Raw genomic sequence first — 24,729 nt, forward strand, 5'->3', positions numbered from 1 at the left:
CCGATTTTCAGACGTTCCGACGTCGGATTTGTGCGCTGCACCCCCTATTTTCTCGCTTTTGCGAGATCACCAGCGGGCGAGCACCGCGCCCCAGGTAAATCCGCCTCCCATGGCTTCCATGAGCACGAGGTTACCCTCGCGCAGGCGGTGGTCCTCAAAGGCCATATTCAGAGCGAGCGGGATCGACGCCGCAGACGTATTTCCGTGCTTTTCCAATGACATAACGATCTTGCTCGGATCAACGCCCAGCTTCTTGGCTATGCCTTCCAGGATGCGCACGTTGGCCTGGTGGGGGACGTAGAGGTCGATCTCGTCGGCGGCATAACCGGTGATGACCAGAGTTTCCTCGATCACGCCGGAGATTTTTTGCACTGCATGACGGAACACCTCGCGGCCGTTCATGCGCAAATGGCCAACAGTTTTCGTCGAGCCGGGGCCGCCATCGACGTAAAGCAGGTCCTCGAAACGGCCGTCGGAGCGGATGAGGGTCGAGAGGATGCCGCGGTCCTCGCGCGTGCCGTGCTGGGGCTGCGCCTCGAGCACGACGGCGCCTGCGCCGTCGCCGAAGAGCACGCACGTCGAGCGATCCGTCCAATCCAGAATGCGCGAAAAGGTCTCCGCGCCGATGACGAGCGCGCGGTGGGACTGGCCGGCCTTGATGAAGTTGTCGGCGATAGTCATCGCGTAGACGAAGCCGGAGCAGACCGCCTGCACGTCGAACGCGGCGCCCTTGGTGATGCCGAGCCCGGACTGGATACGAACCGCCGTCGACGGAAACGTGCGATCGGGCGTCGCCGTCGCGCAGACAACGAGATCGATATCGACCGGATCGATGCCCGCGCGCACCAGCGCCTGGCGCGCAGCGGCAATGCCGAGGGTGGACGTCAGCTCGTCATCGGCTGCGATGTGGCGCTGGCGGATGCCGCTTCTCTCGACGATCCAGTCGTCGGTGGTATCGACGATCTTCGCCATATCCGCGTTGGTCATGACGCGCTTGGGAAGATGGGCGCCCACACCGCGGATGACCGATCGAATGACTGCCAAGGTGTCCTCTTATCTGCTTCCGGGGTCTTGAGCCCCTTGTCCCCTATTGGGGAGCCGATTGCGGATCCTGGGACACGGTCCCAAGACGATGATGGAAAGTCTCGAGATCGGCAGCCAGCCGCTCCAGGAGGCCGCTCTCGGACATTTCGTAGCCGAGATCGACCGCGCTCGCAAAGCCCAGGGCGTCCGTGCCGCCGTGGCTCTTCACCGCCAGCCCGTTGAGGCCGAGGAACGTGCCACCATTGACCCGCCTGGGGTCCATTTTTTCCTTGAGAACACGGAAACCGCCACGCGCGAGCAGGGCACCAATGCGCGACAGCCACGTGCGCATCATGGCGTCCTTCAGATACTGGCCGATCTGCCGCGCGGTCCCTTCAGCGGTCTTCAAGGCGATGTTGCCCGCGAAGCCTTCGACGACCACCACGTCGACCTTGCCCTGGCCGATCTCGTCGCCCTCAATGAAGCCGCGATAGTCGAGCGGAAGCTCGACCGCTTTCAGGAGTGCGTGGGCCTCCTTCACTTCCTCGGCGCCCTTGATGTCCTCCACGCCGACGTTCAGAAGGCCCGCGGTCGGACGCTCGACGTGGAAGAGCGCGCGCGCCATGGCCGCGCCCATGAGTGTGAAATCGGAAAGCTGGCGCGCGGTGGCGCCGATGTTGGCGCCGACGTCGAGCACGATGCACTCGGCCGTGATGGTTGGCCAGAGCGCCGCGATGGCCGGGCGCTCGATACCCTTCATGGGGCGCAGGATGAGCTTCGCCATGGCCATCAACGCGCCAGTGTTGCCTGCGGAAACGGCGGCGTGCGCCTCGCCCTTCTGCACGGCTTCGAGCGCAAGCCACATGCTGGAGCCTTTGCCACGGCGCAGGGCCTGGCTCGGCTTCTCGTGCATGGCGACGACTTGCGTGGTGTGAACGATGCGTGAGCGGGCGGCGAGCGCCGGATGCGCGGCGAGAAGCGGCGCGATGCGCGCTTCGTCACCAACGAGAATGAAGCTCAACGCCGGATGGCGCTCAAGGGAGATCGCGGCGCCCGGGATTACCACCTCGGGTCCATGATCGCCCCCCATGGCGTCGAGCGCTAATGTCCGCGGCTGAGCCATCTGGCGCGTCTTGAACCTGTCGAACGAGCTCGGTGCTTTGTCTTCGAGCCAGCTCCATACCCCCGGGAGCAAGCCGTCGGGAAAATACCCGTTTGCACCTGCGAAACAACCAATTTCCGCCAATCCGCGGGGGAGAACCCGAGCGGCTTGGAAATTCTCTGGCTAGCGAGCCACTTGCGATGCGCTTCGGGCCGCCTGCCAGATTGGCCGCAAATTAAGATCGCGGCTTCAACTTGGCCAATGCGGCAAACGGACTTGCCCCGTCCGGGTCGGCCGCCGCTTTGGGGTCCACCCAATCGAACTCCGCGTTCTCCTTGCGCGGATAGGAAGGTAGGGCTGCGGAAAGCACAGCGAAAAGAATGGTCCCCACCTCGATGCGTCCCTCCTCGATGGGCTCCACATCCGGGATGCTGGACACCTCGCGATCGCCCTCGACGGCTGGCTCGTCTCCCAACTCCTCGGCCGGGCCGAGCTCGATGGAGAAAGCTTCAGAAATGACAGCGGGAACAGGCTCGAGGCTCACGACGCACGCCTGCGTCACCTCGGCGTCGAGCGCGCCCGCGAACAGATAGCGGCCCTTTCCGTGGGGCTTGATCTGGTAGGCGACGCGCAAGCTCTCACAGGACGGAATGTCGAGCTCGCGCGCCAGCTCGATGCGCTCCTCCTCGGTCGCAACGCGCTTTTCGTTGAGCGTGCGATCGCCGATGTCGGAGACGAGATGGAGCCAGTCGCGAAGGGCGGTCATGCGATTTTTCCAGGTTGAACTCAGGAAACGGCCGTGGCGGCCGGATCGGGAAAGGTGATGCGGCCGCCTGCAAGCGCGTCCGTGGACGTGCCGGCGAGTGCGGCGCGGGCTGCCAGCACATAGCGGGCGAGCGCGCAGGCGCCTTCGGGGTTGGCGTCGAGGCCGGGCAGCGTCGCTGCCAGCTCGCCCGCGAGTGCGGGAGCCGGCTCGGGTGTTTCTGCCGCAGTGCGGTAGGCGAGGCAGCGCTCGCCCAGCGCCTGGGCCGCGCGCTTCACCTTCTTCGGCACCGACATGTCGCCGACGCCCATCTCGCGCAGGCAGTCGTCGATGTCCGTGACGAAGGTTTCGCTCAGGAAGCGAGCCGAGCGGCGGCCATGCTCGCCATCCGCCTGCAGCCGCTCCAGAACAGGGAAAAGCAGCAGGATGATCACAGCGGTACGCCCTTCCGGCGTATCGAGGACACCATAGCGCTCAAAAAACGCCGGCTGCCGAGCCTGGGCCACGATCGCGCCATAAAGGTCGATTGCTGTGCGCCGATCTTGGGCTCTGTTTCTAAACCAGGATAGCACGCAGGTTTTCCTGTCCTTGACGTTAGGGGATGACGGGGACCACGCCGTTGCTTTGGGGGCTCCTTTTAGCTAAGGGCGGGACATGAGCACAGGGAATTCATGAGTCTCCGAGGGGGGCGTTACAATATGCGTCGTCGGGATGCGTCGCGCCAGGGCGCGGAACGCTGCAGGGCTGCACTCCGGTCTTGCCGGGCGGCCGTGCCTGCTGTTTTGCTGATGACGCTCTCGCTCGCCGCCTGCAGCGAGCAAATCACCAAGCACGGGCACTTGTTCCGCGAGACGGACATCGCACAGGTGCAGCCCGGCATGGGCCAGGAGCAGGTGCGCATGATCCTCGGCACACCGACGACCACGACCACCTCCGGTAACGGGTCCGTCTACTACTACATCTCGAGCACCGAGAAGAAGACGGCCTTCCTCAAGGGCGACGAAGTGGACCGCCAGGTGCTTGCCGTTTATTTCACGCCTGCTGCAACGGTGGACCGCGTTGCGAACTACGGCCTCAAGGACGGCAAGGTGTTCGACTTCGTGTCGCGCACCACGCCAGCTCCCGGCGGCAAGGAAGATGGCCTCATCAAGCAGCTCTTCCGCAACCTCGGCACCAAGCAGATCTTCGGCGAGTAGCAATGGCGGTGGAGGATCCGGCGATCACGATCCCGGTTCTCGCGTCTCTCGATCTCGCGGAGACCGAGCGCTTCTATCGTGACGCGCTCGGCTTCGCTGTCGACAGGATCGACGACTATCTGATCGCGAAGCGCGACCGGATGGAGATCCATTTCTGGCTCGCGGCGGATCGCATCCATCCCGAGCATACGTCCTGCTACATCCGCGGCGGGCAGATCAGCGCGCTCTACGAGGAGTATAGCGCGAAGGGCGTACCCACGCTTTCCGATTTCGCCGTGCGTCCGTGGAACATGAAAGAGTTCTACATCCGCGATCCGCACGGAAACCTGCTGCGCTTCGGCGGCGCGCCGGAGGAGCTGGACACGCACTGAGCTTTCACACCCCCATAAAAAAAGCCCCGGAGCCGAGCTCCGGGGCTTTTCCTTTTTATCGATCGCGGATCGCTTAGCTGTGCGCCAGGACGGCGAGCAGCAGGAGCGCCACGATGTTGGTGATCTTGATGGCCGGGTTCACGGCGGGGCCAGCGGTGTCCTTGTAGGGATCGCCGACGGTGTCACCGGTGACCGACGCCTTGTGGGCTTCCGTGCCCTTGACGTGCTTCACGCCGTCCTTGTCGACGAAGCCATCCTCGAACGCTTTCTTGGCGTTGTCCCAGGCGCCGCCGCCGGAGGTCATCGAGATGGCAACGAAGAGACCGGTCACGATGACGCCGAGCAGCATGGCGCCGACCGCCGAGAATGCCGCGCCGCGACCACCGATCTGCTCGATCACGAAGAAGAGCACGATGGGCGACAGCACTGGCAGGAGCGACGGGATCACCATCTCCTTGATCGCGGACTTGGTCAGGATGTCGACTGCACGCGCATAGTCGGGACGCTCGGTGCCCTTCATGATGCCGGGCTTGGCCTTGAACTGACGGCGCACTTCCTCGACGATCGAGCCGGCGCAGCGGCCGACTGCCGTCATGGCGATGCCGCCGAACAGGTACGGGATGAGACCGCCGAGCAGGAGGCCGACCACGACATACGGATTGTCGAGGCCGAAGTCGATCTCGACGCCCTTGAAGTACTGATAGGACGTGGCACCGGCTTCGTTGGCCTTGGCGATGAAGTACTGGAGGTCATAGTTGTAGGCGGCAAACAGCACCAGCGCGCCGAGACCGGCCGAGCCGATTGCGTAGCCCTTGGTGACGGCCTTTGTGGTGTTGCCGACTGCGTCGAGGGCGTCCGTCGAACGGCGGACTTCCTTCGGCAGGCCGGACATTTCGGCGATGCCGCCGGCGTTGTCCGTCACCGGGCCGAAGGCGTCGAGCGCCACGATCATGCCGGCGAGGCCGAGCATCGTCGTGGTTGCGATCGCCGTGCCGAACAGGCCAGCAATGTTGTAGGTGAAGAGGATGCCGGCGACGATCGCGATCGTCGGGAGCGCAGTCGCCTCGAGAGACACCGCGAGACCCTGGATGACGTTGGTGCCGTGGCCGGTGACGGAGGCCTGGCTGATCGAGCGTACCGGGCGGTAGCCGATGCCGGTGTAGTACTCCGTGATCCAGACGATGAGGCCGGTCAGCACGAGGCCGACGAGACCGCACAGGAAGAGACCCTGGCCGGTGATCGAAACGCCATTGGCGACACCGACCTCGCCGAAGCCGCCGAGAACGTACTGGGTCGCCGCATAGAGACCAGCGATGGACAAGACGCCCGAAGCGATGACGCCCTTATAGAGGGCACCCATGATCGAGTTGTTGGCGCCGAGCTTCACGAAGTAGGTGCCGACGATCGAGGTGACGATGCAGGCCGCGCAGATGGCGAGCGGATAGATCATCAGGGGTGCGAGGTTCGCCTGGCCAGCGAAGAAGATGGCCGCGAGAACCATGGTCGCGACGACCGTCACCGCATAGGTCTCGAACAGGTCGGCCGCCATGCCGGCGCAGTCACCGACGTTGTCGCCCACGTTGTCGGCGATGGTCGCCGGGTTGCGCGGGTCGTCCTCGGGAATGCCAGCCTCGACCTTGCCGACGAGGTCGCCGCCGACGTCCGCACCCTTGGTGAAGATGCCGCCGCCGAGACGGGCGAAGATCGAGATGAGGGACGCGCCGAAGCCCAACGCGACGAGCGCGTCGATGACCGTGCGGTCACCCGCGCCGTAGCCCATAAGATCAGTGAGAACATAGAAGTAGATGGCGACGCCGAGCAGGGCGAGACCAGCCACGAGCATTCCCGTCACGGCACCAGCCTTGAAGGCGATGTCGAGACCCTTGCCCAGCGAGACCGTTGCGGCCTGAGCGGTGCGCACGTTGGCGCGAACCGAGACGTTCATGCCGATGTAACCGGCGAGGCCGGAGAGGACTGCACCGATCAGGAAGCCGACGGCGACGAGCGGTCCCAGGAGGAACCAGGCGAGCGCGAAAATCACCGCGCCCACGATGCCGATGGTCTGATACTGGCGGTTGAGATAGGCGCTCGCGCCCTCGCGGATCGCGGCTGCGATCTCCTGCATCTTCGCGTTGCCCGCGTCGGACTTCATGACCGACTGAATCGTGACAACCGCATAAAGGATCGATAACGCCCCGCAGGCGATGATCCCCCAAACTATTTCCGTCATTGAATTCCCCTATATGGCCAGTTCGTTGGCTGCGACCTCGCACGTGTCCGTGCTCGCGACAACCGGTGAGCGTGATCGTTCCTGATTGAAATCAATCAACAACGTGAGCAACGCACTTCATCGCAAGTGTCGATCACGGATTACGCGCCGAGCCGGCAAAGCCCGAAGCGGTCTAGTCCGCGTTTCCCCGTCCCCTCCCAAAGCAGAGACGCGCGACCATGCCAAAAGACCCTTTGCGTTGCAATACAGGCACAAAGGGTTATCGCGTAGGGAAACAGACCTGCTCCCATCACATACGACTTCAATTTTTCTTTTTTATTTCAGCTGCCTACGCTCGCTCTCTCCGGTTTAGGAAGCCGAGATCGCGGCTGTGGTCTTTAGGCGGACATGACCGCCTGAGCCTCTTTAGCGTGTACTCCGTGCACGGCCCACATACGCAAAAGAGCAGACGACGCCCCGCGCGGGCGTTGCCTGCTCCCTATCCAGAAGGCCGTCGCGGCCGCCTCGGCGCCTTACTTACAGGGGCGCGCCTCGATCTGGCAGTCGAAGCTCCCTCCACCGCCGCCGGAGCACGTCATGCCCTTGCTGGCCGCACGAGAAAAACGAGCCCAATCACTGCCGTACTCGAAATCGGTGAAGCTTGCCCAAGAGCCGATCGCAGCCTTCTGAGCGGCCGCCTTGGTCGGCCCGCTGCCGCTGCCATAGTGATAGTGGTCCGTGAAGCACGTCCGGCCGCCTTCCTTGCGGAGATCGTGCATGTAGGCGAAGCCCGAATCATCCGCCATTGCAGGCGCTGCCACCGCGCTCATCACGGCCGCAGCCGCTATCGCCCTGAAAATCCTCGTTGCCGACATTGGAGCCTCATTTCGCATTCAGCTATTGAGGCGCGCAGTCTGCCCGATTCACTTAGGGGGCTCGATAGCGCCAGATCAGTGTCCGGCCGAATCGGCTGACGGCGAGGCAAACACGTCACACGGGTAGAATCTTAAGCGAGCAGCTCGGAATAACTGCGAGGCAGAACCCGCTCCGCACATAGCGAAACAGACCCTGCCTCGTGCTCGCTTTCGTATCGTCGCGCGCTTACTTCGCGGCAACGACGCTGATCTCGACCAGCATGCGCGGATCGACCAGCTTGGCCTCGACGCAAGCGCGGACGGGCGTGTTCTTGCCGGCGGTCCAAGCCTTGTAGGCCTCGTTCATCTGCTCGCGATGGCGGATGTCGGCAAGCCAGATGGTGGCCTGGACGACCTTATCCTTCGACGTGCCTGCGAGAGCCAGAAGGCGGTCGATCTCCTTCAGCACTTCCTCGGTCTGGCCTTTCACGCACCGCGAAAGATCGGACGGCACGATGCCCGCCGTGAAAACGAGGCCGCCTGCTTCGGCAGCCTTGGAATAGATCTCGTTGGACTCGTGGCGAACGATGGTCATGGTCGGCGGGGCTCCAATTCAAACAAAAAGGTGCGCCCGCTTAGCAAAGGTTGGCGCGCGGCGCCAGGGTCCGCGCGTCGCCCCCGCTCTGCGGAGGCTCAGAGCCAGGGCTGTTCCGCCACCCTCTTGCCGTCGATGACGAGGGCCTTGATCGCCACGTCACCCGATCGTCCGACAGCGAGGACCACCGAAATCTTCTTTTCACGGACCTGATTTTCCAGTTCGCGGCCCGTACCCTCCGGCACGAAATAACTTTCGATGCCATAGCGGACGGCGGCCTTCGGCAGTTCGCCCGGGACGGCGCTGCCGGACACGTAGGAGACGATGCCCTTGAGGACGACCGTCTCGGCGCCCATGCCTTCGCTGGGATAGGTGCCGGAGGCGGAGACGACGTCCCACTGTCCAGGCGCCGCGGCGGGCTTCAGGGTCACGTAGACGGTGTCTCCCTGAACCGTGCCGGCGGGAACCGGAACCTCGGCGCGGCCGAAGCCGTAGCCGAGAATGACGTAGTCGCCGCGGAAGATTTCGCGCGGATCGACGGGGATCACCTCGGCGACGATCTCCCGGCCGTCCCGAAGCAGGGTCACGCGGCCGTAGACCATGCTCGCGAGCGCGACGGTCTGGAGCACCGCGACGATGGCAATCGCAAGCCAGGAGGTGGGCGACAACTTGATCATGACAGGGCTCCCTTAGCCTGCGCCTCGCCACGGGAATGAAGCCGGTAGGCCATTGCGGCCAGCGCGGAGACGATCAAGCCGGCGACGAGGAAGAAGAGTGACGTGTTGAGCAGTGTGCCGATGGTCTCGACGTACACGGCCAGGATCTCGACGGAGAAGCCGGCATAGCCGAGCCACAGCGCGCCGCGATTTCCGGATTTGAGACCCCAGAAAATGGCCGCGATGAGCAAGGCGAGCGCGAGCACCGCCAGCAGCGTGAAGACATCGAGCGGCGGGTTCTCGAAGAACTGCAGCGCCCAGAGCCCGGCGAGCACGATGACAAGGCCATAGTTGAACGAGCCCGACCACAGAGCCGGCAATTCCTGCTTGAGGCGCTCGCCCGCCATGGAGGCCGCCATGATGCCGAGCCCCATGGCGACGACGAGGCCATGGGCGTGTCCGTCGTTCAAGCGATAGCCGAGGCTCACCACAAATCCCGTCAGAGCAAGGCCGGCGAGATGAAGGCCGGGCCGCCAGCGCTGCCAATAGAAGGCAGCCGACACCAGGGCCCACGGCAAGAGGAAGAGCCAGAACACCTTGTCGAGCCGCAAGGCTTCCATGGTGCCCCAGATGGTGACGAGGATCATGGCGAAGGCGAGCGCGGGGTTCGACCTCAAGACGACGCCAGCCAGCAGAGCGCCTGCAGCCCAGAGCAGCACGGCGCCGGCCGGGTTGCCGTCCATGTGATACATCTGGGAGATGAGCATGATGCTGCCGCCGAAGATGCCGACGCCAAGAAGAATGGCGGCGTGAGAAAATCCGGCCATGCCGCGGCGGGCGAAGAAGCCCGATAGTCCGTAGGACGTCCACAGCGACGCGATCAGCAGCCCCAGGCGCAGCACGCGCGGCATATCCTGCCAGTTGGAGGCGACGAAGCTCATGACCGCGAAGCCGATCAGGACCGCGGAGAGAATGGCGAGCGAGTTGGCCAGCCCCAGCGTGCGTACGCCCCTCTCTGCGTCGTGGCGAATGGCGGCTTCGTTCTCCGGCGTGATCCAACCCGCCTCGCGCCATCGCACGAGGTCGCGGTCGAGACGTTTGCGGTAGCTCCACATGGGGGGTCCTGATGTTCCGTTTAGGTGAGATCCGGTCGCGGACGGGGCGTTCGCGCGGGCATGGGTCCGGTGAAAAAAGCGACTTGGGCAGGCGTGAGCAGTCACGCGGGGAACACGGAGCGACAGAACTTATCGCCGCGTCGCGTTCTGCGGCTTCCGGTCGCGATCTCCGCTTCCGGCGCCCGCCGTTCGTTGATCTCTACCGAGAGCAAAGATTCATCGCGAAATTATTATGTCACAAGCGTGACGTGCCCACGCGCCGGGATCAGCGCGCGAGCCTCGCCACGCTTATGGGACATGCGGCGTTAAGGTTGAGAAACGCCAAACGCGGCGCACACAGAAGTTTCCGGGAAGCTTCTCTCGCCTCCAGGGGCATTTCTCAACCTCACAGGCAGGGTCGCCGCCAGGTTATTGCGGCGCAGCAGGAGGAGGTGTCTCGGGAGCCGGGGCCGGCTCTGGCGCGGGGGTGGGAGCTGCGGACGGCGCTGGTGCCGGCGCAGGAGCGGGTGCGGTTGCTTCGGGTGGCGTGGCGGGACCTGTCGCGGGCTGCGGCGTGAAAGCGGTGTAGGCGATCACCGCCAGCGCAATGGCCGCGGCGATGGCAACAATGACCTTCGTGTCCATGTGCGTCCTCCGTGCTCCTGAAAAACACGAGCGGCCCTCTTAGCACGCTTTCCGCCATCAAGCCAGGAACGCTCCCCTTTGCCTGCGTCCAACGGGGGGCTCGACGGCACGGCCGACGCACGCCAGTATGCTGCGGACGTCCGGGTGTCCCGGCGCTCGCTTTTCGCGCTCAACCCTTATCGAGATGGCGGTCCATGGATCTCGACGCAACCTTTCTGGCGCGTATTCAGTTCGCATTTACTGTCTCGTTCCACATCATCTTCCCGAGCTTCACGATTGGGCTCGCGGCTTTCATCGCGACGCTGCTCGTGCGCTGGCGCATGACCGGGCGGGAGCACCTGCACAGGCTTGCCCGCTTCTGGACGAAGATCTTCGCCGTGAGCTTCGCGATGGGCGTCGTGTCCGGCATCGTGCTCTCCTACGAGTTCGGCACCAACTGGAGCGGCTTCTCGCGGATCGTGGGCAACGTGCTCGGGCCGCTGCTCGGCTACGAGGTGCTCACCGCCTTCTTCCTCGAGGCCTCCTTCCTCGGCATCATGCTCTTCGGCTGGAACCGGGTCTCGCCCAATCTTCACGTGACTGCGGCGGTTCTGGTCGCGATCGGCACGTCGCTGTCGGCGTTCTGGATCCTGGCGGCCAACAGCTGGATGCAGACTCCGGCCGGACACGAGGTGCGCGCGGGCATCGCCTATCCGGTGAGCTGGTTCGAGATCATCTTCAACCCGAGCTTCCCCTACCGCTTCTCGCACATGTTCACGGCGGCCTATCTCACGACATCGCTCGTGGTGGCGGCGGTGGGCGCGCGCTATCTGCTGGCCGGACGCTTCATCGAAGAATCCAAGACGATGCTGCGAATGGGCATCGGCATGGTGGCGCTGCTCGCTCCGCTCCAGCTCGTCATCGGCGACATGCACGGCCTTAATACGGCGAAGCATCAGCCGGCGAAGGTCGCGGCGATGGAGGCTCATTGGGACGGCAGCAAGCCAGCGGATCTGGTGCTGTTCGCCATCCCCTCCGAGACGGAGGAGAAGAACCATTTCGAGATCGCGCTGCCCAACATCGCGAGCCTCATCATCACCCACGAGTGGGAGGGCCTGTTCAAGGGCCTCAAGGACTTCGCGCCTGAGGACAGGCCGCCAGTGAAGCCCGTGTTCTTCGCGTTCCGCATCATGGTGGGTCTCGGCCTACTCATGATAGCCGCGGGCGCGATCGGCGCATTCCTGTGGTGGTGCGGCGCGCTGTTCCACACACGGTGGTTCCTATGGCCGCTTTCGATCTCCTGGCCTGCCGGCTTCATCGCCATTCTCGCCGGATGGTGGGTGACCGAGACGGGGAGGCAGCCTTGGCTCGCCACCGGCATCGTGCGCACGGCGGAGGCAGCCTCACCCGTTTCCGCCGGGGCCGTGCTGACCACGCTGGTGCTGTTCGTACTGATCTACTCGGTCGTCTTCTCGATGGGCATCTACTACATCAACCGGCTGATCGAGAAGGGACCTGCGGGCGCCTCCGTCAAGCCGCCAGAGGGCGTGCCGTCACGACCGCTGTCGGCGGCCGAGGAAGCAGCCCACGAAGCCATCGAAGGGACGAGGTGAGCCCATGGAAGACACGTCCTATTGGCTCCCGCTCATCTGGGTCGCCATTCTCGGCGTCGCGGTGGCGCTCTACGTGGTGCTGGATGGCTTCGACCTCGGGATCGGCATCCTGTTCCCGGCGAGCCCGGAGGAAGCGGACCGGGATCAGATGATGAACTCGGTCGCGCCGTTCTGGGACGGCAACGAAACGTGGCTGGTGCTGGGAGGCGGCGGGCTTCTGGTGGCCTTTCCGCTGGCCTATTCGATCATCATGCCAGCGGTCTACCTGCCGGTGATCATCATGCTTCTGGCGCTGGTGTTCCGCGGCGTGGCGTTCGAGTTCCGCTGGGTCGCCAAGCCTCACCACCAGATCTGGGATCTTGCGTTCGCGGGGGGCTCGATCGTCGCCTCGTTCATGCAGGGCATCATTCTCGGCGCGCTGCTCGAAGGCCCCACGGTGCGCGACGGCGTATTCGCGGGCGGGACATTCGATTGGCTTTCTCCGTTTTCGCTGCTCACCGGCGTTGCCGTGGTGGCGGGCTATGCCCTTCTCGGCGCGACCTGGCTCGTCATGAAAACAGACGGCGAGGTTCAGACGCAAGCGCGCGAGCAAGCGAAGCGCATTCTTCCCTTGGTGCTGCTTGCTCTCGTGATCGTGAGCCTTTGGACTCCGTTCGCGGTGCCGCGCATCTTCGAGCGCTGGTTCACGCTGCCGAACTTCCTGATTCTAGCTCCCGTGCCGCTCTTGACGGCGTATGCGGCGTGGTCGTGCTGGTCGGCGCTTCATGCCGGGCGCGACACGGCTCCCTTCGTCTCGACCATCGCGCTGTTCCTGCTCGGGTTCATCGGCCTCGCGGTCTCGAATTTACCTTACATCGTGCCACCCAACGTGGACGTCTGGCAGGCGGCCGCCCACCCGTCGTCGCAGTTGTTCATGCTGATCGGAGTTCTCATCCTGCTGCCCGTGATCCTGGCTTATACCGTGTTCGTCTACTGGACGTTCCGCGGCAAGGTGAGAGCCGGCGAGGGGTATCACTGAGCGTCGCCGTGCGGGGCGCCCCCACACGCGGCCACGTCGCGAGAGGGCCTGTTTTGAGCTCGGATGAAGATCATGTGCGTCTGCGCCTCACGCGCTCAAACCATGGCAGCCTGGGTGCTGCTCGCGCCGATCGCGGCTCTTGTTGCGATCGGCTGTTTTACGTCTGACGCCGTGGCCGGAGCCCGGCTACGCGTCGCCGTGGAGAACGGCAACGTCGTGCTGTTCACGGGCAACAACCGCAAAACGCTCACCAGCCAGCAGCGCGACAGCGAGGCCGTCATCTCGCCCGATCAGCAATGGGTGATCTATACGCGCTCGGCAAAGCCAGCTTCCAAAAGCCCCGACGAGGACGATAGCGGCGACTGCACCGCGCTCAGCGCACCGGACGAGTTGCGGCGCGTTCGCATCGACGGCGCCGGTGACGAGTTGCTGATCCGAGGGCAGGCGGGATCCGAACCCAGCCAGGCTCTGTGCGCGTTTCAGAACAAGCAATTCTCCGCCGACGGCGAGACGCTTTTTTTCCTCTCGCCTGCCTGGGCCACCTCCTCGGCGCTCCATGCATTCACCCTCAAATCGCGAACCCCGCGCTATGTGATGCCGGCGAACGATTTCGCGATCCTCTCGTGGTGCACTTCCGACCTCAAGGATTCCATTGTCGCCCAGCAGCACCGCTATCTCCGTTTCGGGGGCAGCTTCGATTGGTATTGGCTGTTCGATGCGAGCGGCGCAAAGGAGATCGCGCCCGTCGGCGAGTTCGACTCCTTCGACGCGGTAAAGGCCGATCTCGACGCGAGCGGACAGTGCGCGTCATGACACGCGCGCCGCTCTTCCTGAGGAGCGAGTCTGCGACCTCCGCCGGGAAGGAGAAGCGGGGCGAGGCCGAGCGAGGCGCGGGCGGCGCGGTAAGCCTAGAGCGTGTGGGGATAGGCGTTCTCGCCGCAACGCTGATGACGGCCTCCTACTATTTCGCCGCGCGCTATGGGCTCGCATTGCTCGCCCATCCGAGCGGGGTCGCCGTGTTCTGGCCTGCCTCGGGCATCGCGGTGGGTGCACTGCTCGTCTTCGGGCGGGCGAGCTTCGTGCCGGTCGCAACCGGCGTGGCCATCGCAACGATGGCGGCGAACATGGCCGCCGGGCGGATCTATGCATTGGCGCCCCTGTTCGCTTTCGCGAACGTGGTCGAGTGCCTGACGGTGGCGTGGCTTGCCGAACGGTTTCTCGGCACGGACCTGCGCTTCGACAGCCTGCGCCGGGTGTTCGGCATTTTCGTCGCCGCGACCGTGGGAACAGCGCTCGGCGCGGCCATCGGGGCCGTGACGATCAAGATACTCGGCGAGGCCAAAGGCCCGCTTCTCACGCACTGGCATCTCTGGTTCCGCTCAGACCTGATCGGCGTTATCGCCATCACGCCGATGATTCTAGGGTTGCGCACGCTCGCCTCTCGCGAGATCCCGGTGCGCGATCATATCGAGGGCCTGCTTCTGATCGGCCTCGTCTCCGCTACGGCGACGGCGCTCTATCCGGGCGCAATCGGGCAGCACGGCGCGGAGCTGCGCATTCCGGTCGCCATCCTGTTTCCGCCGTTGCTGCTGCTCGCCATCCGCCAGCCGCTCACCCATTCGCCGATCGGAGCTTCGCTCGTTGCGTTCATCCTGGTGGCCTGCGTCGTCGCGCAGCGGGGCGACATCACGGACGTCGACATCATGTGGTCGCAGATCACCATCGTGTCGATGGTCGCCTGCTCGCTTTCGCTTTCGGCGCTGATCGCGGAACGAAGCGCGGGCGAGGAGCGGCGAAAACTGCTCGTCCGCGAGCTCGATCACCGCGTCAAGAATGGGCTGACGCTCGTGCAGGCCGTGGTGGACCGCTCGCGCGAGAACGCATCCTCGGTCGAGGATTTCTACCTGGCGCTCGGCGGGCGCATCCGCTCCATGGCGCGCACGCATTCGATGCTGAGCCGGGAGAAGTGGCACGGGCTCGAGCTTGCGGAGCTCGTTCAAACCGAGCTTGCGCCGTTCCAGGACGCAAGCGCCGACGCGCTCACCGGCCCGCGCATTCTTTTGCGGCCGGCGCTTGCGCAATCCCTAAGCCTCGTGTTGCACGAGCTTTCGACCAACGCGGTCAAGCATGGCGCGCTGTCACGGCCGGAGGGCCGGGTTTTCGTCACCTGGCACATCGAGAGCACAGAGCTGCCGGACACAAAAATTCTCGTGATCGAGTGGCAGGAGCGTGGTCTTCCGCTCACGGGCGAGATCGGGCCGGAAGGGTTCGGCACGAGCACCATCCGCGATCTCTTGAAGTATGAGGCGGATGCGATGGTGACACTGACGTTTCCGGAGCATGGCGCAAATTGCACCATCTGGCTGCCACTCGCGCCTGCCGACCTGACGCTCACATGACGGGGGTGGCGCTCAGGCGTTCGCCTGACTGGCGCTGAAGTCGCGAATGAACTCCGCGATGCGATCGTGATCGAGCGGCTTGCTCATGCGGGCAAGCGCCTCGCGATCGGCATTCGAGGGCAGCGCTTCGTAGGCGGTTATGATGGCGTAGGCGATGCCCCGCTCGATCAGCACATCCACCAGCGGATCCGCGAAACCGTCCCTGAGGTTCATGTCGACGAGCACGAGGGACACAGGCTGGTCATCTATGACCTTGAGGGCTTCGGCTACCGAGGGCACCGGTCCCACAACCCGGGCGCCAGCCTTTTCCACGATGCCCTTCAGGGATTGGGCGACGTTCCAGGAATCCTCGACGACCAGCACGTCCACTTCGGCCCTGCTGCACGTGATGCTGTCAGGTTTCGGGATGATGGACATGGCCGATATTAAGGCTCCTAGTGAGCATGTTCCGTGAATTTTTATGCGCCAGAAATACCCATATGTCCATTCCAGGCTGGCGGACCGGCAAAGAGGCAGCTTGACGAACGGCCGTTAAGGTTGTGATAGGCTCGGCGCCATGACAGCACACACACCCATTCACGTAATCGGCGGCGGCCTCGCGGGCTCGGAAGCGGCTTGGCAAATCGCATCCCAGGGCGTCCCGGCCGTTCTCCACGAAATGCGCCCGGAGCGCATGACGGATGCCCACAAGACGGAAGGCCTCGCGGAGCTGGTCTGCTCCAACTCCTTCCGGTCCGACGACTGGGAAAACAACGCAGTCGGCCTGCTGCACGAGGAAATGCGCCGCGCGGGCTCGCTCATCCTGGCGGCGGGAGACCGGCACAAGCTGCCGGCCGGCGGCGCGCTGGCGGTGGATCGCGACGGCTTTTCGGCCGAGGTGACGGCACGGCTCTCCCAGCATCCGCTGGTCACGATCGAGCGCGGCGAAGTGGCCGGACTGCCGCCAGCAGACTGGGACAGCGTGATCGTCGCGACCGGGCCGCTCACATCTCCCGCGCTGAGCGAGGCGGTGAAGACGCTCACGGGCGAAACCGAGCTTGCCTTCTTCGACGCCATCGCTCCCGTAGTGCATCTCGAGAGCATCGACCAGACGATCGCCTGGAAGCAATCGCGCTACGACAAGGCGGGACCCGCCGGAACCGGGGCCGACTACCTCAACTGCCCGATGTCGAAAGACGAGTATGAAGCTTTCATCGACGCTCTGCTCGCGGGCGAGAAGACCACTTTCAAGGACTGGGAAGCATCAACTCCCTATTTCGACGGATGCCTTCCGGTCGAGGTGATGGCGGAACGAGGCCGCGAGACTCTGCGTTTCGGGCCCATGAAGCCCGTGGGTCTCAGTGATCCCCGCACGGGGCGGCGGCCCTACGCCGTGGTGCAGCTTCGGCAGGACAACGCGCTCGGCACGCTCTGGAACATGGTGGGCTTCCAGACCAAGCTCAAGCACGCGGAGCAGGTGCGCGTGTTTCGCATGATCCCGGGGCTCGGAGACGCGGAGTTCGCGCGCTTGGGCGGCCTTCACCGCAACACGTTCCTCAACTCGCCGAAGCTGCTCGACAGCTCCCTCCGGCTCAAGGCCGAGCCGCGGCTTCGCTTTGCCGGTCAGATCACCGGGGTCGAGGGCTACGTGGAAAGCGCGGCGATCGGCTTGCTCGCCGGACGTTTCGCGGCTTGGGAGCGGAAGGGCGAGCCTCTCTCTCCGCCTCCGCCCACGACGGCGCTCGGTGCGCTGATCGCCCACATCACAGGCGGGCATCTTCTCGATGCCGGCGCCTCCGCGCCGTCGTTCCAGCCTATGAACATAAACTACGGGCTGCTGCCTCCGCTCGACGACGCGCCGACGTCGGGGGCGGACGGACGTCGGCTCAAAGGCAAGGAGCGCGGGGCAGAGAAAAAGCGCATCATGTCCCGGCGTGCGCTGAGAGAGCTGGAAGGCTGGCTTGCCGAACGCGCGCGGGTGGACGCTTAGGTTTCGAGCCTCGATAGGAGCAGGACGCTGGGCGACGCGGAGCAGAGACTCGTGAAAGTCGTGCCGCGCATCCGCGACATCGCGGCCGATGCGTGGGACGCTTGCGCTAACCCGGATGCGGCGACGTACAATCCGTTTCTCTCGCACGCGTTTCTCGGCGCGCTCGAGGCGGCCGGGACCGTCGGCGAGCGAAGCGGATGGCATCCCCATCACCTCGTGCTCGAAGGCCCGGGAGACGCAATTTCCGGCGTGATGCCGCTCTATGCCAAGACGCACAGCCAGGGCGAGTACGTGTTCGACCACGCCTGGGCCGACGCGCTGCACCGCGCGGGAGGACAGTATTATCCGAAGCTGCAGGGCGCCGTGCCATTCACGCCGGTTCCGGGGCGCCGCTTTCTCGCGCGGCCTGGCGCAAAGGAGGCCGAGACGGAACTGCTGCTCGCCCGTGCGGCCATTCAAGTTGCAGATCGCATCGGCGCATCCTCGGTGCACGTGACGTTCCTGACCGAAGGCGAATGGACGCGGCTCGGCGGCGAGGGCGGCTTTCTGAGACGCACCGGCCAGCAGTTCCATTGGCACAACGCGGGCTATCGCACCTTCGACGATTTTCTTCAGACGCTCGCCTCTCGCAAGCGCAAGGCGATCCGCAAGGAGAGGGCTGACGCGCAGGCCGCCGTCGAAATTTTCTCGGTCACCGGCGCGGAAATCACGGAGGCCCATTGGGATGCGTTCTTCGCGTTCTACACGGATACCGGATCGCGCAAGTGGGGACGGCCGTATCTCAACCGCACCTTCTTCTCACTTCTCGGTGCGGCCCTCGCGGATCGGTGTCTGCTCGTGTTCGCGCGGCGTGACGGGAAGCTGGTGGCGGGCGCGCTGAACCTCATCGGCGGAGACTGCCTGTTCGGGCGCTACTGGGGCGCGATCGAGCACCATCCGTTCCTGCATTTCGAGCTCTGCTACTATCAGGCCATCGACTATGCGATCGCGCACGGGCTTCCCCGTGTGGAAGCGGGCGCGCAAGGAGAGCACAAGCTCGCGCGCGGCTATCTCCCCGAGACGACGTACTCTCTCCACTGGCTCGCCGATCCGCGCCTTGAGGCGGCGGTGGCCCGCTATCTCGAGGAAGAGCGCAGCGAGGTGGCCGAGGTCAACGAGCTTCTGCGCGAGCACGGACCATTCAAGCGGGACGGCAACGGACAATAGGGCGCGCCGTGGGGAACCCGCTTCATCCGCATGAGATCAAGGCAAAGCTCGTGAGGGCTTGCAGAATGGCAAAGGCGATGCTCATAGAAGGCAGCATCAGACCTGAGATTGGGGTGAGCACGATGGCCTACGACACCAACAACGTCTTCGCCAAGATCCTGCGCGGGGAGATTCCGGCCCACAAGGTTCTGGAAGACGACGACGTGCTCGTCTTCATGGATGTGATGCCGCAGGCGCCGGGGCACACGCTCGTGGTGCCCAAGGCGGCCGCGCGCAACATTCTCGATGCCGATCCCGCTTCGCTCGCCAAGCTGCTTCCGGTGGTGCAGAAGGTGGCCCGCGCCGTCAAAAGCGCATTCGCGGCCGACGGCGTCAGCATCTTCCAGTACAACGAGGCGGCCGGCGGACAGAGCGTGTTCCACCTGCACATTCACGTGGTGCCGCGGCACACAGGCGTGCCGATGAAACCGCATTCGGGAAAGATGGAGGATCCCGCCGTTCTGGCCCAGAACGCGGAGAAGATACGCGCCGCGCTCGCTGGCGGCTAAGGGCCGCTGCTCAGCGGATCGGCGAGAGCTTGTCGCGCGGGGCTGTCGTCTGAACGGAGGTGGACCATTCTCCGACCGGGGATTCGGGATAAGCCTCGAACGCGTCTCCCTCACCTCCATAGCACCCGGCCACACAGGCGGCCGCATTCGACGAAAGCACCGCGCCGGGTGCGGCGGCGGTTTCGCCGTTGTCGGATGTGGGAACGAGCAAACCTTGCGTCACCGTCTTGGCGGCCTCGGCATGGCGCTTTGCGTAGACGACCTCAGGCTTGCCGATGGTCGTGCACCCGGCTTCGCATACCACAACGTCCATGCCCGGATAGGACGCGGCCAGCGGATGCGGTTTCTCGATACTGCTCTTCTCGGCTTCCAGGATCGACTTGGCGCGGCGCGTATAATAGTCGGCCTGCGGCGGCGCGTCGGCCTTTGCCTCGGCTGAAGCTGCCGGCGTGTCTTCAGCGGCAGCGGCGGGAAGTCCGGCCATCAGCATGACCGCCAGAGCGCTCATGCCCGCTTTCAGAGCCAACCGGCTGCCGCCGGCCATTCCAACGCCACGCATCGTTTCACACCCACGCTACGACAACACCGCGATCCCGGATCGTCGCAAAGCGGAGTTAACGAATCCTTCCGCCCTCAACGCGCGGCAGGGTAGCGCCAATAGACGCCGCGGTCCGTCGTCACCTCCTCCAGGCTCGGGGTGCGCAGCTTCGGCGGCCGGGTACCGCTGGCGATCAGCGCGGCGATGTCGGAGAGAAGCGCGTTGTTCTCCGCGTAGCCGGAGTGATTGAGGCCGAGGCTGTCCATGCTCGCGGCGGTCACGTCGATCGTGTCGATGCCCGGCAGGATCAGCGGCCCCGTGGCCGGCACGTCGCCCGCGCGCGGAATGCCGCCGTAGAAATTGCGCGAGACGCGAAGGGCGCGATCGTTGCCGGCGGCGTAGAGCGTGACGCCGTCGGCGAGACCCTTGATGGAGCTTGCGATGTTCTCGAAGTTGTCGCGATCGACATCGGGCGCGGCCAGAATGATCTGGCTGATCTGCACGCCTTCTGGCTTGGCGTAACGCAAGTCGCGCAGCACCTGTAGCGTCGGCTGGTTGCCCATGCTGTGGGCGATGATACTCACGGACTTCGCGCCCGTCTTGTTGATCACCAGCTCCATGAACTGCTTGAGATAGGGCTCGGACTGTCCGGAGCTCTCGCGATCGTAGGTGTAGCTCGCGAGCCCGCCGCCCGACGGCCAGCTGTAGGCGAAGGCCGCGCCGTCGAACTTCAGATCGTAGGAGATCTGCGCCGTGCGGTAGATGGCGTAGTCGAAGCTCGTGTTGTAGCCGTGCACGAAGATGAACGCGTGATCCTTATAGCGCGACGAGGCGGCGAGCCGCTCGCGCACGGCGGCCAGGAACTCCTCCTCCGAGAGCGTCTTGATCTCTTCCATCGTAAAATGGCGATTGGGGTCCTCCGCCTCTTCGTAGAGCGTGACGTTGAAGACGCGGATGGCCCAGGGCCGCTCGATGGACGGAACCTTGTGGGCCTTGGGAACGGTGACGAGCGCGCGGCCGAGCTCCAGGCGCCGCCCGCGCTCGCTGCCATAGTCGAGCCGCTTGTCGTTCGGCGTCTGGGCGCGATCCGTACCGTAGTAGACAGGCACGACATCCCACTCGCCCGGAGCGGTCTTGGCCTCCTCGGCGGCCGGTGGCGGCGGCGGCGCAGGTGCGCCGGGCGCCATCGCGTCAGGGGGCGGCGCGCCGCTGCCCACGGGCTCGGGCGCGGAGGACGGAGCGGGGGCCTGCGGTTTCGCAGCGGCAGGCGGACGCGCCGCCGCTCTTGGGCGCGCTTCCTCTTCCCCGGCCGCGGGCGGAGCCCCGCCGGCCGGTGCGCCATCGGTCTCGCTCGGAGCCTCGGCCTTGGGCTCGGGTGCCGACGGCGCGACCTCGTCCGTCACCGGCGGCGGCTCGGCCTGGGGCGCGGGCGCGGTTGCAGGCGGCGGACTGCCGCTCTTGGGAGCTTCTCCGCACGACGCCAGCATCAGCGCCGAAAGACAAGCCGCGATCACACCGAAGCTACGCAAGGTCGCCTCCCCAAAATGCAGTCCGCATCAGGTATCCGCCATTGAAGGAACGGCACGGCGTTCCCAAGTCTCGCAAGCGGCCCTGCAAAATCGGGCGAGAGCGTAATTCCGATCCGGCGCCATTTCAAACGGGATCACGCCAATCGCCGCCAGCGCTGCTTGCGGTGATGAAGCCTACCGCCGATTGCGATAAAATACGGATAGGCTTCGACTTCGTGTCACGGGCTTCCTCCGTCAATACGCCCAATCCAGGGGCAATTTCTTGAGGCAATGCGTCAGCGAGATACCATTCTTCTGACGGGCTTCGGCCCATTTCCTGGTGTCGCCGAGAACGCCAGCCAACGGTTCGTGCCCAAGCTCGCCCATCTCGCGGCCCGCCGTTTCAGCGCGCACCGGGTGGTCTCCAGGATCCTGCCCACGGAATGGGAACGAGCGCCCGGCCGGCTCAAGACGCTCTACGAGCGGGAGCGGCCGAAGCTGGTGCTGCATTTCGGCGTATCGTCCAAGGCTACTTGCTTCGTGATCGAGACGCAGGCGCACAATCTGTGCCGCTCTGCAGAGGATGCCGTGGGCGCGCTGCCGAGCGACACCCACATCGTCCGCGGCGGGCCTGCGACCCACGCGACGCACGTTCCCGCCGAAGAAATCAAACGCCGCCTCGCCGCGTTGCGCGTTCCTGCCGAACTCTCGGACGATGCGGGCGGCTATCTCTGCAACGCCATTTTTTACCACTCGCTGCTTCTGGCGGAGCAAGGTGAGCAACCGGCGACTGTCGGCTTTTTTCATATTCCCCAGGAAATTCAGCCTGCGTTGCTCAAGTCGCGGGCCGATCCCAAGGCGATGCGGTTCGACTGGGGGACGGCGCTCATCGGCGGGCTCGAGATCATCCGGACCTGCCTCGGCCGGCCGCCCCCCTCACGCCGGCACGTTAAGGTCCTTTAACCGGGGGTGTGCATGATGGGCGTCCGGAGCCTCTCATGCCCCTCGATCGCCGCACCCTTCTTTCGACCGGACTGGTCTCGACCGGCCTTGCCGCCGCTGGGTTTTCCGCCCAGGCCGCAACGGGCGCGGGAGGCGAGGCGGGACCGCGTGCGCACTCGAAGGCTTCCGCATCATCCCTGCCATTTGCCCTCCTGCCGAAAGACGGCGTGGAGCAGACGGCAGACTTGCAGGCCGCCATCGACAGCGGGGCCAGCCAGGGTCTCCCGGTCACCCTTCCGCCGGGACGCTTTCGCATCGGCGCGTTGGCGCTGAGGCCCGGCACGCATCTCATTGGAACATCCGGACGCACCGTTCTCGAATTCACGGGCGGAGGCAGTTTTCTTTCAGGACGCAAGGCGGCGGGCGTCCGCCTCGAAGGGCTCGTCCTCGACGGTAATCTGCTCGGCATGGACGCCAATCAGGCGACGGGCCTCGTCTCGCTCGATGATTGCGAGGGGTTCACGCTGTCCGGCCTCGACGTGCGGCGCGGGTTGCTCAACGGCATCGCGCTGACCCGGTCGGCAGGGACGATCACCGACTGCACGCTGCGGGAGATGTCGCAGGCTGGCCTCTTCAGCCTTGATGCGCGCGGGCTCGACGTGAGCCACAACGCGATTTCGGACTGTGCCAACAACGGCGTGCAGATCTGGCGGAGCAGCCCCGGCGAGGACGGCAGCCTCGTTCAGGCGAACCGCATCGAGCGGATCGCTACCAAGGGCGGCGGCAGCGGGCAGAACGGAAACGGCATCAACGTGTTCCGCGCGGGCGGCGTGCTGGTCTCGGGCAACCGCATAACGGACTGCGCCTATTCCGCGATCCGCGGGAACGGAGCGAGCAACATCCAGATGGTCGGCAATGCGTGCCGCACGATCGGCGAGGTGGCGCTCTACGCGGAGTTTGCGTTCGAAGGCGCGCTCATCTCGGGCAATGTCGTAGACAACGCCGCGAGCGGCATCGCCGTCACCAACTTCAACGAGGGCGGACGGCTCGCCGTGGTGCAGGGCAATCTCGTCCGCAATCTGTTCCGGCGCGAGCACGAACCTGTGGATAAGCGCGGAGTGGGCATCGGTATCGAGGCGGACACCACGGTGACCGGCAACGTGATCGAAGGCGCGCCGACGGCGGGCATCCTGGCCGGGTGGGGAGCCTATCTACGCAACGTGGCGATGACCGGAAACCTGATCCGCGACGCGGGCGTGGGCATCCTGATCTCGTCAGACCCGGCTGCGGGCGCGTGCCTCATCAGCGCCAACATGATCACCGGGGCCCGCGACGGTGCGATCCGGGCCATGGATCATGGAACGCCGCTCGGACCTGACCTTGCCCTGGCGGATGCAGCTCCGCGTGGCGGGCGCCTCGCGATCAGCGGCAATCTCGCGGTGTAAACGCCGCGCCGTTCGATGCGCTCCCGAGCAGCGATGGATTGGCCCATTTCTGGCGTGTCTGGACACCGGCCTACGCCGGTGTGACGGCTTGAGGTGTCGGCGGCGCTCGCCCAATCCCTTCGTCACCCTGGCGAAGGCCAGGGTCCAGAACACCTCTCAGGAGCGCATCAAACGAACATGCGTCGCGTGATCGCCCGTCTCTCTAGGGCGTGGCGGCAGGGGGCGTGGCGCGGATCAGCTTCAACAGCTCGCTGTCCTTCGAGATCTGGCTCGTATCGCGGCACTGATCCTTGGCTTCGGCTGTGCATTCGACCGTCACCGTGTACGGCACGCCGAACTTCGTGATCGTGTACTCCGCGAGGAGGCCTTCCTCGCCACCTTCGTTGCGATCGTCGAACACGGAGACCGTGGGTCCCGCCTGGGGCGCGGCGCCCCGGCTCTCGTTCTGATAGATGGGGTAGCTCGCCGGGAACTCGTGCTGCACGCGCAGATCCGCCGACACGGAAACCGTCACGTCTCCATAACGTTCGACGATCTGGTACCAGACAGGCTCGGCCTCATCCATGACGACATCGCGCTCTGTCGCCGGGCGCGGACCGATGCGGAACGTGTTCTCCGCGACCCCGGGCGTCGCCTCGAAGGCGAGCACCGGCAGCTTGAGCTTGCCGAGCTGATCGTCTGCGGTGGGGCCGAGAGAACGGGGCGGATTGGCCGCCGTCGCGCTGACGAAGCTCTTGATCTCGGGATCGGACCACTGGACCGCGATGAGCTTGCCGGCGGCCGCGGCCAGCGTACTGGCCGACAGGAGCATGACGACCGCCAGTCCCGTCGCGGGCCGGTACGCACGAGCGGACACGCCAACAATCGTCATGCGGACATTTCCTTGTCTACTCAAGACATACCTAAGCGCTCAGCGGTCCGCCAAGCGGGGCCGGGCCATTTGGGTGCGAACCTTACCCGGGCGGCCCGTCCACGATCAAGTCCGTCAAGACCCGGCGTCTCCTCCGCGCAACGCCTCTGAGCACAAGCGCGTGGCAGGCGCGGCACGGGTTGAAG

At 65.0% G+C, this 24,729-nt stretch carries 25 protein-coding genes; 11 read left to right on the forward strand and 14 right to left on the reverse strand.

What is annotated here, in order from left to right:
- Positions 1-66: 66 nt before the first annotated feature.
- The 4 genes from PE058_RS20910 to PE058_RS20925 all read right to left on the reverse strand — a co-directional run bounded on the left by PE058_RS20910 (position 67) and on the right by PE058_RS20925 (position 3,394).
- The gene (locus PE058_RS20910) at positions 67-1,044 is read right to left on the reverse strand and encodes a beta-ketoacyl-ACP synthase III (RefSeq protein WP_271029433.1); all 978 of its coding nucleotides are present in this window, start codon (positions 1,042-1,044) and stop codon (positions 67-69) included.
- Between the two features lie 43 nt (positions 1,045-1,087).
- Entirely contained in the window at positions 1,088-2,146 is a 1,059-nt protein-coding gene (gene plsX / locus PE058_RS20915) for a phosphate acyltransferase PlsX (RefSeq protein ID WP_026867846.1), read from the reverse strand.
- Positions 2,147-2,360: 214 nt separating this feature from the next.
- Positions 2,361-2,891, reverse strand: a complete 531-nt coding sequence (locus PE058_RS20920; RefSeq protein ID WP_020084777.1) for a YceD family protein — start codon at positions 2,889-2,891, stop codon at positions 2,361-2,363.
- A gap of 20 nt (positions 2,892-2,911) precedes the next feature.
- Complete coding sequence (locus tag PE058_RS20925; protein WP_271029434.1) at positions 2,912-3,394, reverse strand: ubiquinol-cytochrome C chaperone family protein; 483 nt, start codon at positions 3,392-3,394, stop codon at positions 2,912-2,914.
- Positions 3,395-3,658: 264 nt separating this feature from the next.
- Here PE058_RS20925 and PE058_RS20930 point away from each other — a divergent pair, with 264 nt between their 5' ends.
- A complete protein-coding gene (locus tag PE058_RS20930) occupies positions 3,659-4,084 on the forward strand; it encodes an outer membrane protein assembly factor BamE (protein ID WP_026867845.1) in 426 nt (141 codons plus the stop codon).
- A 2-nt stretch (positions 4,085-4,086) separates the two neighbouring features.
- The gene (locus PE058_RS20935; protein ID WP_271029435.1) at positions 4,087-4,455 is read left to right on the forward strand and encodes a bleomycin resistance protein; all 369 of its coding nucleotides are present in this window, start codon (positions 4,087-4,089) and stop codon (positions 4,453-4,455) included.
- Positions 4,456-4,528: 73 nt separating this feature from the next.
- Here the strand turns inward: PE058_RS20935 and PE058_RS20940 are convergent, their stop codons facing one another.
- From PE058_RS20940 to PE058_RS20965, 6 genes are all read right to left on the reverse strand, one after another.
- Positions 4,529-6,685, reverse strand: a complete 2,157-nt coding sequence (locus PE058_RS20940; protein WP_020084773.1) for a sodium-translocating pyrophosphatase — start codon at positions 6,683-6,685, stop codon at positions 4,529-4,531.
- Between the two features lie 512 nt (positions 6,686-7,197).
- The gene (locus PE058_RS20945) at positions 7,198-7,539 is read right to left on the reverse strand and encodes a hypothetical protein (RefSeq protein ID WP_026867844.1); all 342 of its coding nucleotides are present in this window, start codon (positions 7,537-7,539) and stop codon (positions 7,198-7,200) included.
- A 226-nt stretch (positions 7,540-7,765) separates the two neighbouring features.
- On the reverse strand, positions 7,766-8,113 hold the full coding sequence (locus PE058_RS20950) for a RidA family protein (protein ID WP_020084771.1): 348 nt from the start codon (positions 8,111-8,113) through the stop codon (positions 7,766-7,768).
- 98 nt (positions 8,114-8,211) lie between these two features.
- On the reverse strand, positions 8,212-8,790 hold the full coding sequence (locus PE058_RS20955) for a GDYXXLXY domain-containing protein (protein WP_020084770.1): 579 nt from the start codon (positions 8,788-8,790) through the stop codon (positions 8,212-8,214).
- Positions 8,787-9,884, reverse strand: coding sequence for a DUF2157 domain-containing protein (locus tag PE058_RS20960; RefSeq protein ID WP_271029436.1), 1,098 nt, complete (start codon positions 9,882-9,884; stop codon positions 8,787-8,789). The genes PE058_RS20955 and PE058_RS20960 overlap by 4 nt, the downstream gene beginning before the upstream one ends.
- Before the next feature lie 408 nt (positions 9,885-10,292).
- The gene (locus tag PE058_RS20965; RefSeq protein WP_020084768.1) at positions 10,293-10,508 is read right to left on the reverse strand and encodes a hypothetical protein; all 216 of its coding nucleotides are present in this window, start codon (positions 10,506-10,508) and stop codon (positions 10,293-10,295) included.
- 194 nt (positions 10,509-10,702) lie between these two features.
- On the opposite strand from PE058_RS20965, the gene PE058_RS20970 reads away from it, so the two are divergent.
- The 4 genes from PE058_RS20970 to PE058_RS20985 all read left to right on the forward strand — a co-directional run bounded on the left by PE058_RS20970 (position 10,703) and on the right by PE058_RS20985 (position 15,517).
- Complete coding sequence (locus tag PE058_RS20970; RefSeq protein WP_271029437.1) at positions 10,703-12,100, forward strand: cytochrome ubiquinol oxidase subunit I; 1,398 nt, start codon at positions 10,703-10,705, stop codon at positions 12,098-12,100.
- A 4-nt stretch (positions 12,101-12,104) separates the two neighbouring features.
- Positions 12,105-13,118: a cytochrome d ubiquinol oxidase subunit II gene (gene cydB, locus PE058_RS20975; protein WP_020084766.1), complete on the forward strand. Its 1,014-nt coding sequence runs from the start codon at positions 12,105-12,107 to the stop codon at positions 13,116-13,118.
- Between the two features lie 102 nt (positions 13,119-13,220).
- On the forward strand, positions 13,221-13,931 hold the full coding sequence (locus PE058_RS20980) for a hypothetical protein (protein ID WP_271029438.1): 711 nt from the start codon (positions 13,221-13,223) through the stop codon (positions 13,929-13,931).
- Complete coding sequence (locus PE058_RS20985; protein ID WP_271029439.1) at positions 13,928-15,517, forward strand: sensor histidine kinase; 1,590 nt, start codon at positions 13,928-13,930, stop codon at positions 15,515-15,517. Before PE058_RS20980 ends, PE058_RS20985 begins: the two co-directional genes overlap by 4 nt.
- A 12-nt stretch (positions 15,518-15,529) precedes the next feature.
- Here the strand turns inward: PE058_RS20985 and PE058_RS20990 are convergent, their stop codons facing one another.
- Positions 15,530-15,934, reverse strand: coding sequence for a response regulator (locus PE058_RS20990; protein ID WP_083929068.1), 405 nt, complete (start codon positions 15,932-15,934; stop codon positions 15,530-15,532).
- Between the two features lie 139 nt (positions 15,935-16,073).
- On the opposite strand from PE058_RS20990, the gene trmFO reads away from it, so the two are divergent.
- From trmFO to PE058_RS21005, 3 genes are all read left to right on the forward strand, one after another.
- A complete protein-coding gene (trmFO, locus tag PE058_RS20995; protein ID WP_271029440.1) occupies positions 16,074-17,486 on the forward strand; it encodes a methylenetetrahydrofolate--tRNA-(uracil(54)-C(5))-methyltransferase (FADH(2)-oxidizing) TrmFO in 1,413 nt (470 codons plus the stop codon).
- A gap of 51 nt (positions 17,487-17,537) precedes the next feature.
- On the forward strand, positions 17,538-18,692 hold the full coding sequence (locus tag PE058_RS21000) for a GNAT family N-acetyltransferase (RefSeq protein ID WP_020084761.1): 1,155 nt from the start codon (positions 17,538-17,540) through the stop codon (positions 18,690-18,692).
- Between the two features lie 122 nt (positions 18,693-18,814).
- On the forward strand, positions 18,815-19,240 hold the full coding sequence (locus tag PE058_RS21005) for an HIT family protein (protein WP_040497955.1): 426 nt from the start codon (positions 18,815-18,817) through the stop codon (positions 19,238-19,240).
- Between the two features lie 10 nt (positions 19,241-19,250).
- Here the strand turns inward: PE058_RS21005 and PE058_RS21010 are convergent, their stop codons facing one another.
- On the reverse strand, positions 19,251-19,748 hold the full coding sequence (locus PE058_RS21010) for a hypothetical protein (RefSeq protein WP_156827246.1): 498 nt from the start codon (positions 19,746-19,748) through the stop codon (positions 19,251-19,253).
- A 125-nt stretch (positions 19,749-19,873) separates the two neighbouring features.
- Positions 19,874-21,307: an alpha/beta hydrolase gene (locus PE058_RS21015; protein WP_271029441.1), complete on the reverse strand. Its 1,434-nt coding sequence runs from the start codon at positions 21,305-21,307 to the stop codon at positions 19,874-19,876.
- Positions 21,308-21,577: 270 nt separating this feature from the next.
- On the opposite strand from PE058_RS21015, the gene PE058_RS21020 reads away from it, so the two are divergent.
- Positions 21,578-22,249, forward strand: coding sequence for a pyroglutamyl-peptidase I (locus PE058_RS21020; protein ID WP_020084757.1), 672 nt, complete (start codon positions 21,578-21,580; stop codon positions 22,247-22,249).
- A gap of 35 nt (positions 22,250-22,284) precedes the next feature.
- Positions 22,285-23,673 carry a TIGR03808 family TAT-translocated repetitive protein gene (locus PE058_RS21025; protein ID WP_020084756.1) on the forward strand — a complete coding sequence of 463 codons (1,389 nt, stop codon included), beginning with the start codon at positions 22,285-22,287 and terminating at the stop codon, positions 23,671-23,673.
- A gap of 202 nt (positions 23,674-23,875) precedes the next feature.
- Here PE058_RS21025 and PE058_RS21030 read toward each other — a convergent pair whose 3' ends face one another.
- The gene (locus PE058_RS21030) at positions 23,876-24,544 is read right to left on the reverse strand and encodes a hypothetical protein (RefSeq protein ID WP_271029442.1); all 669 of its coding nucleotides are present in this window, start codon (positions 24,542-24,544) and stop codon (positions 23,876-23,878) included.
- Positions 24,545-24,729: the final 185 nt, after the last annotated feature.

Origin of the sequence: Hyphomicrobium sp. DMF-1, from assembly GCF_027886585.1 — a bacterium.
Classification (GTDB): Bacteria; Pseudomonadota; Alphaproteobacteria; order Rhizobiales; family Hyphomicrobiaceae; genus Hyphomicrobium_C; species Hyphomicrobium_C zavarzinii.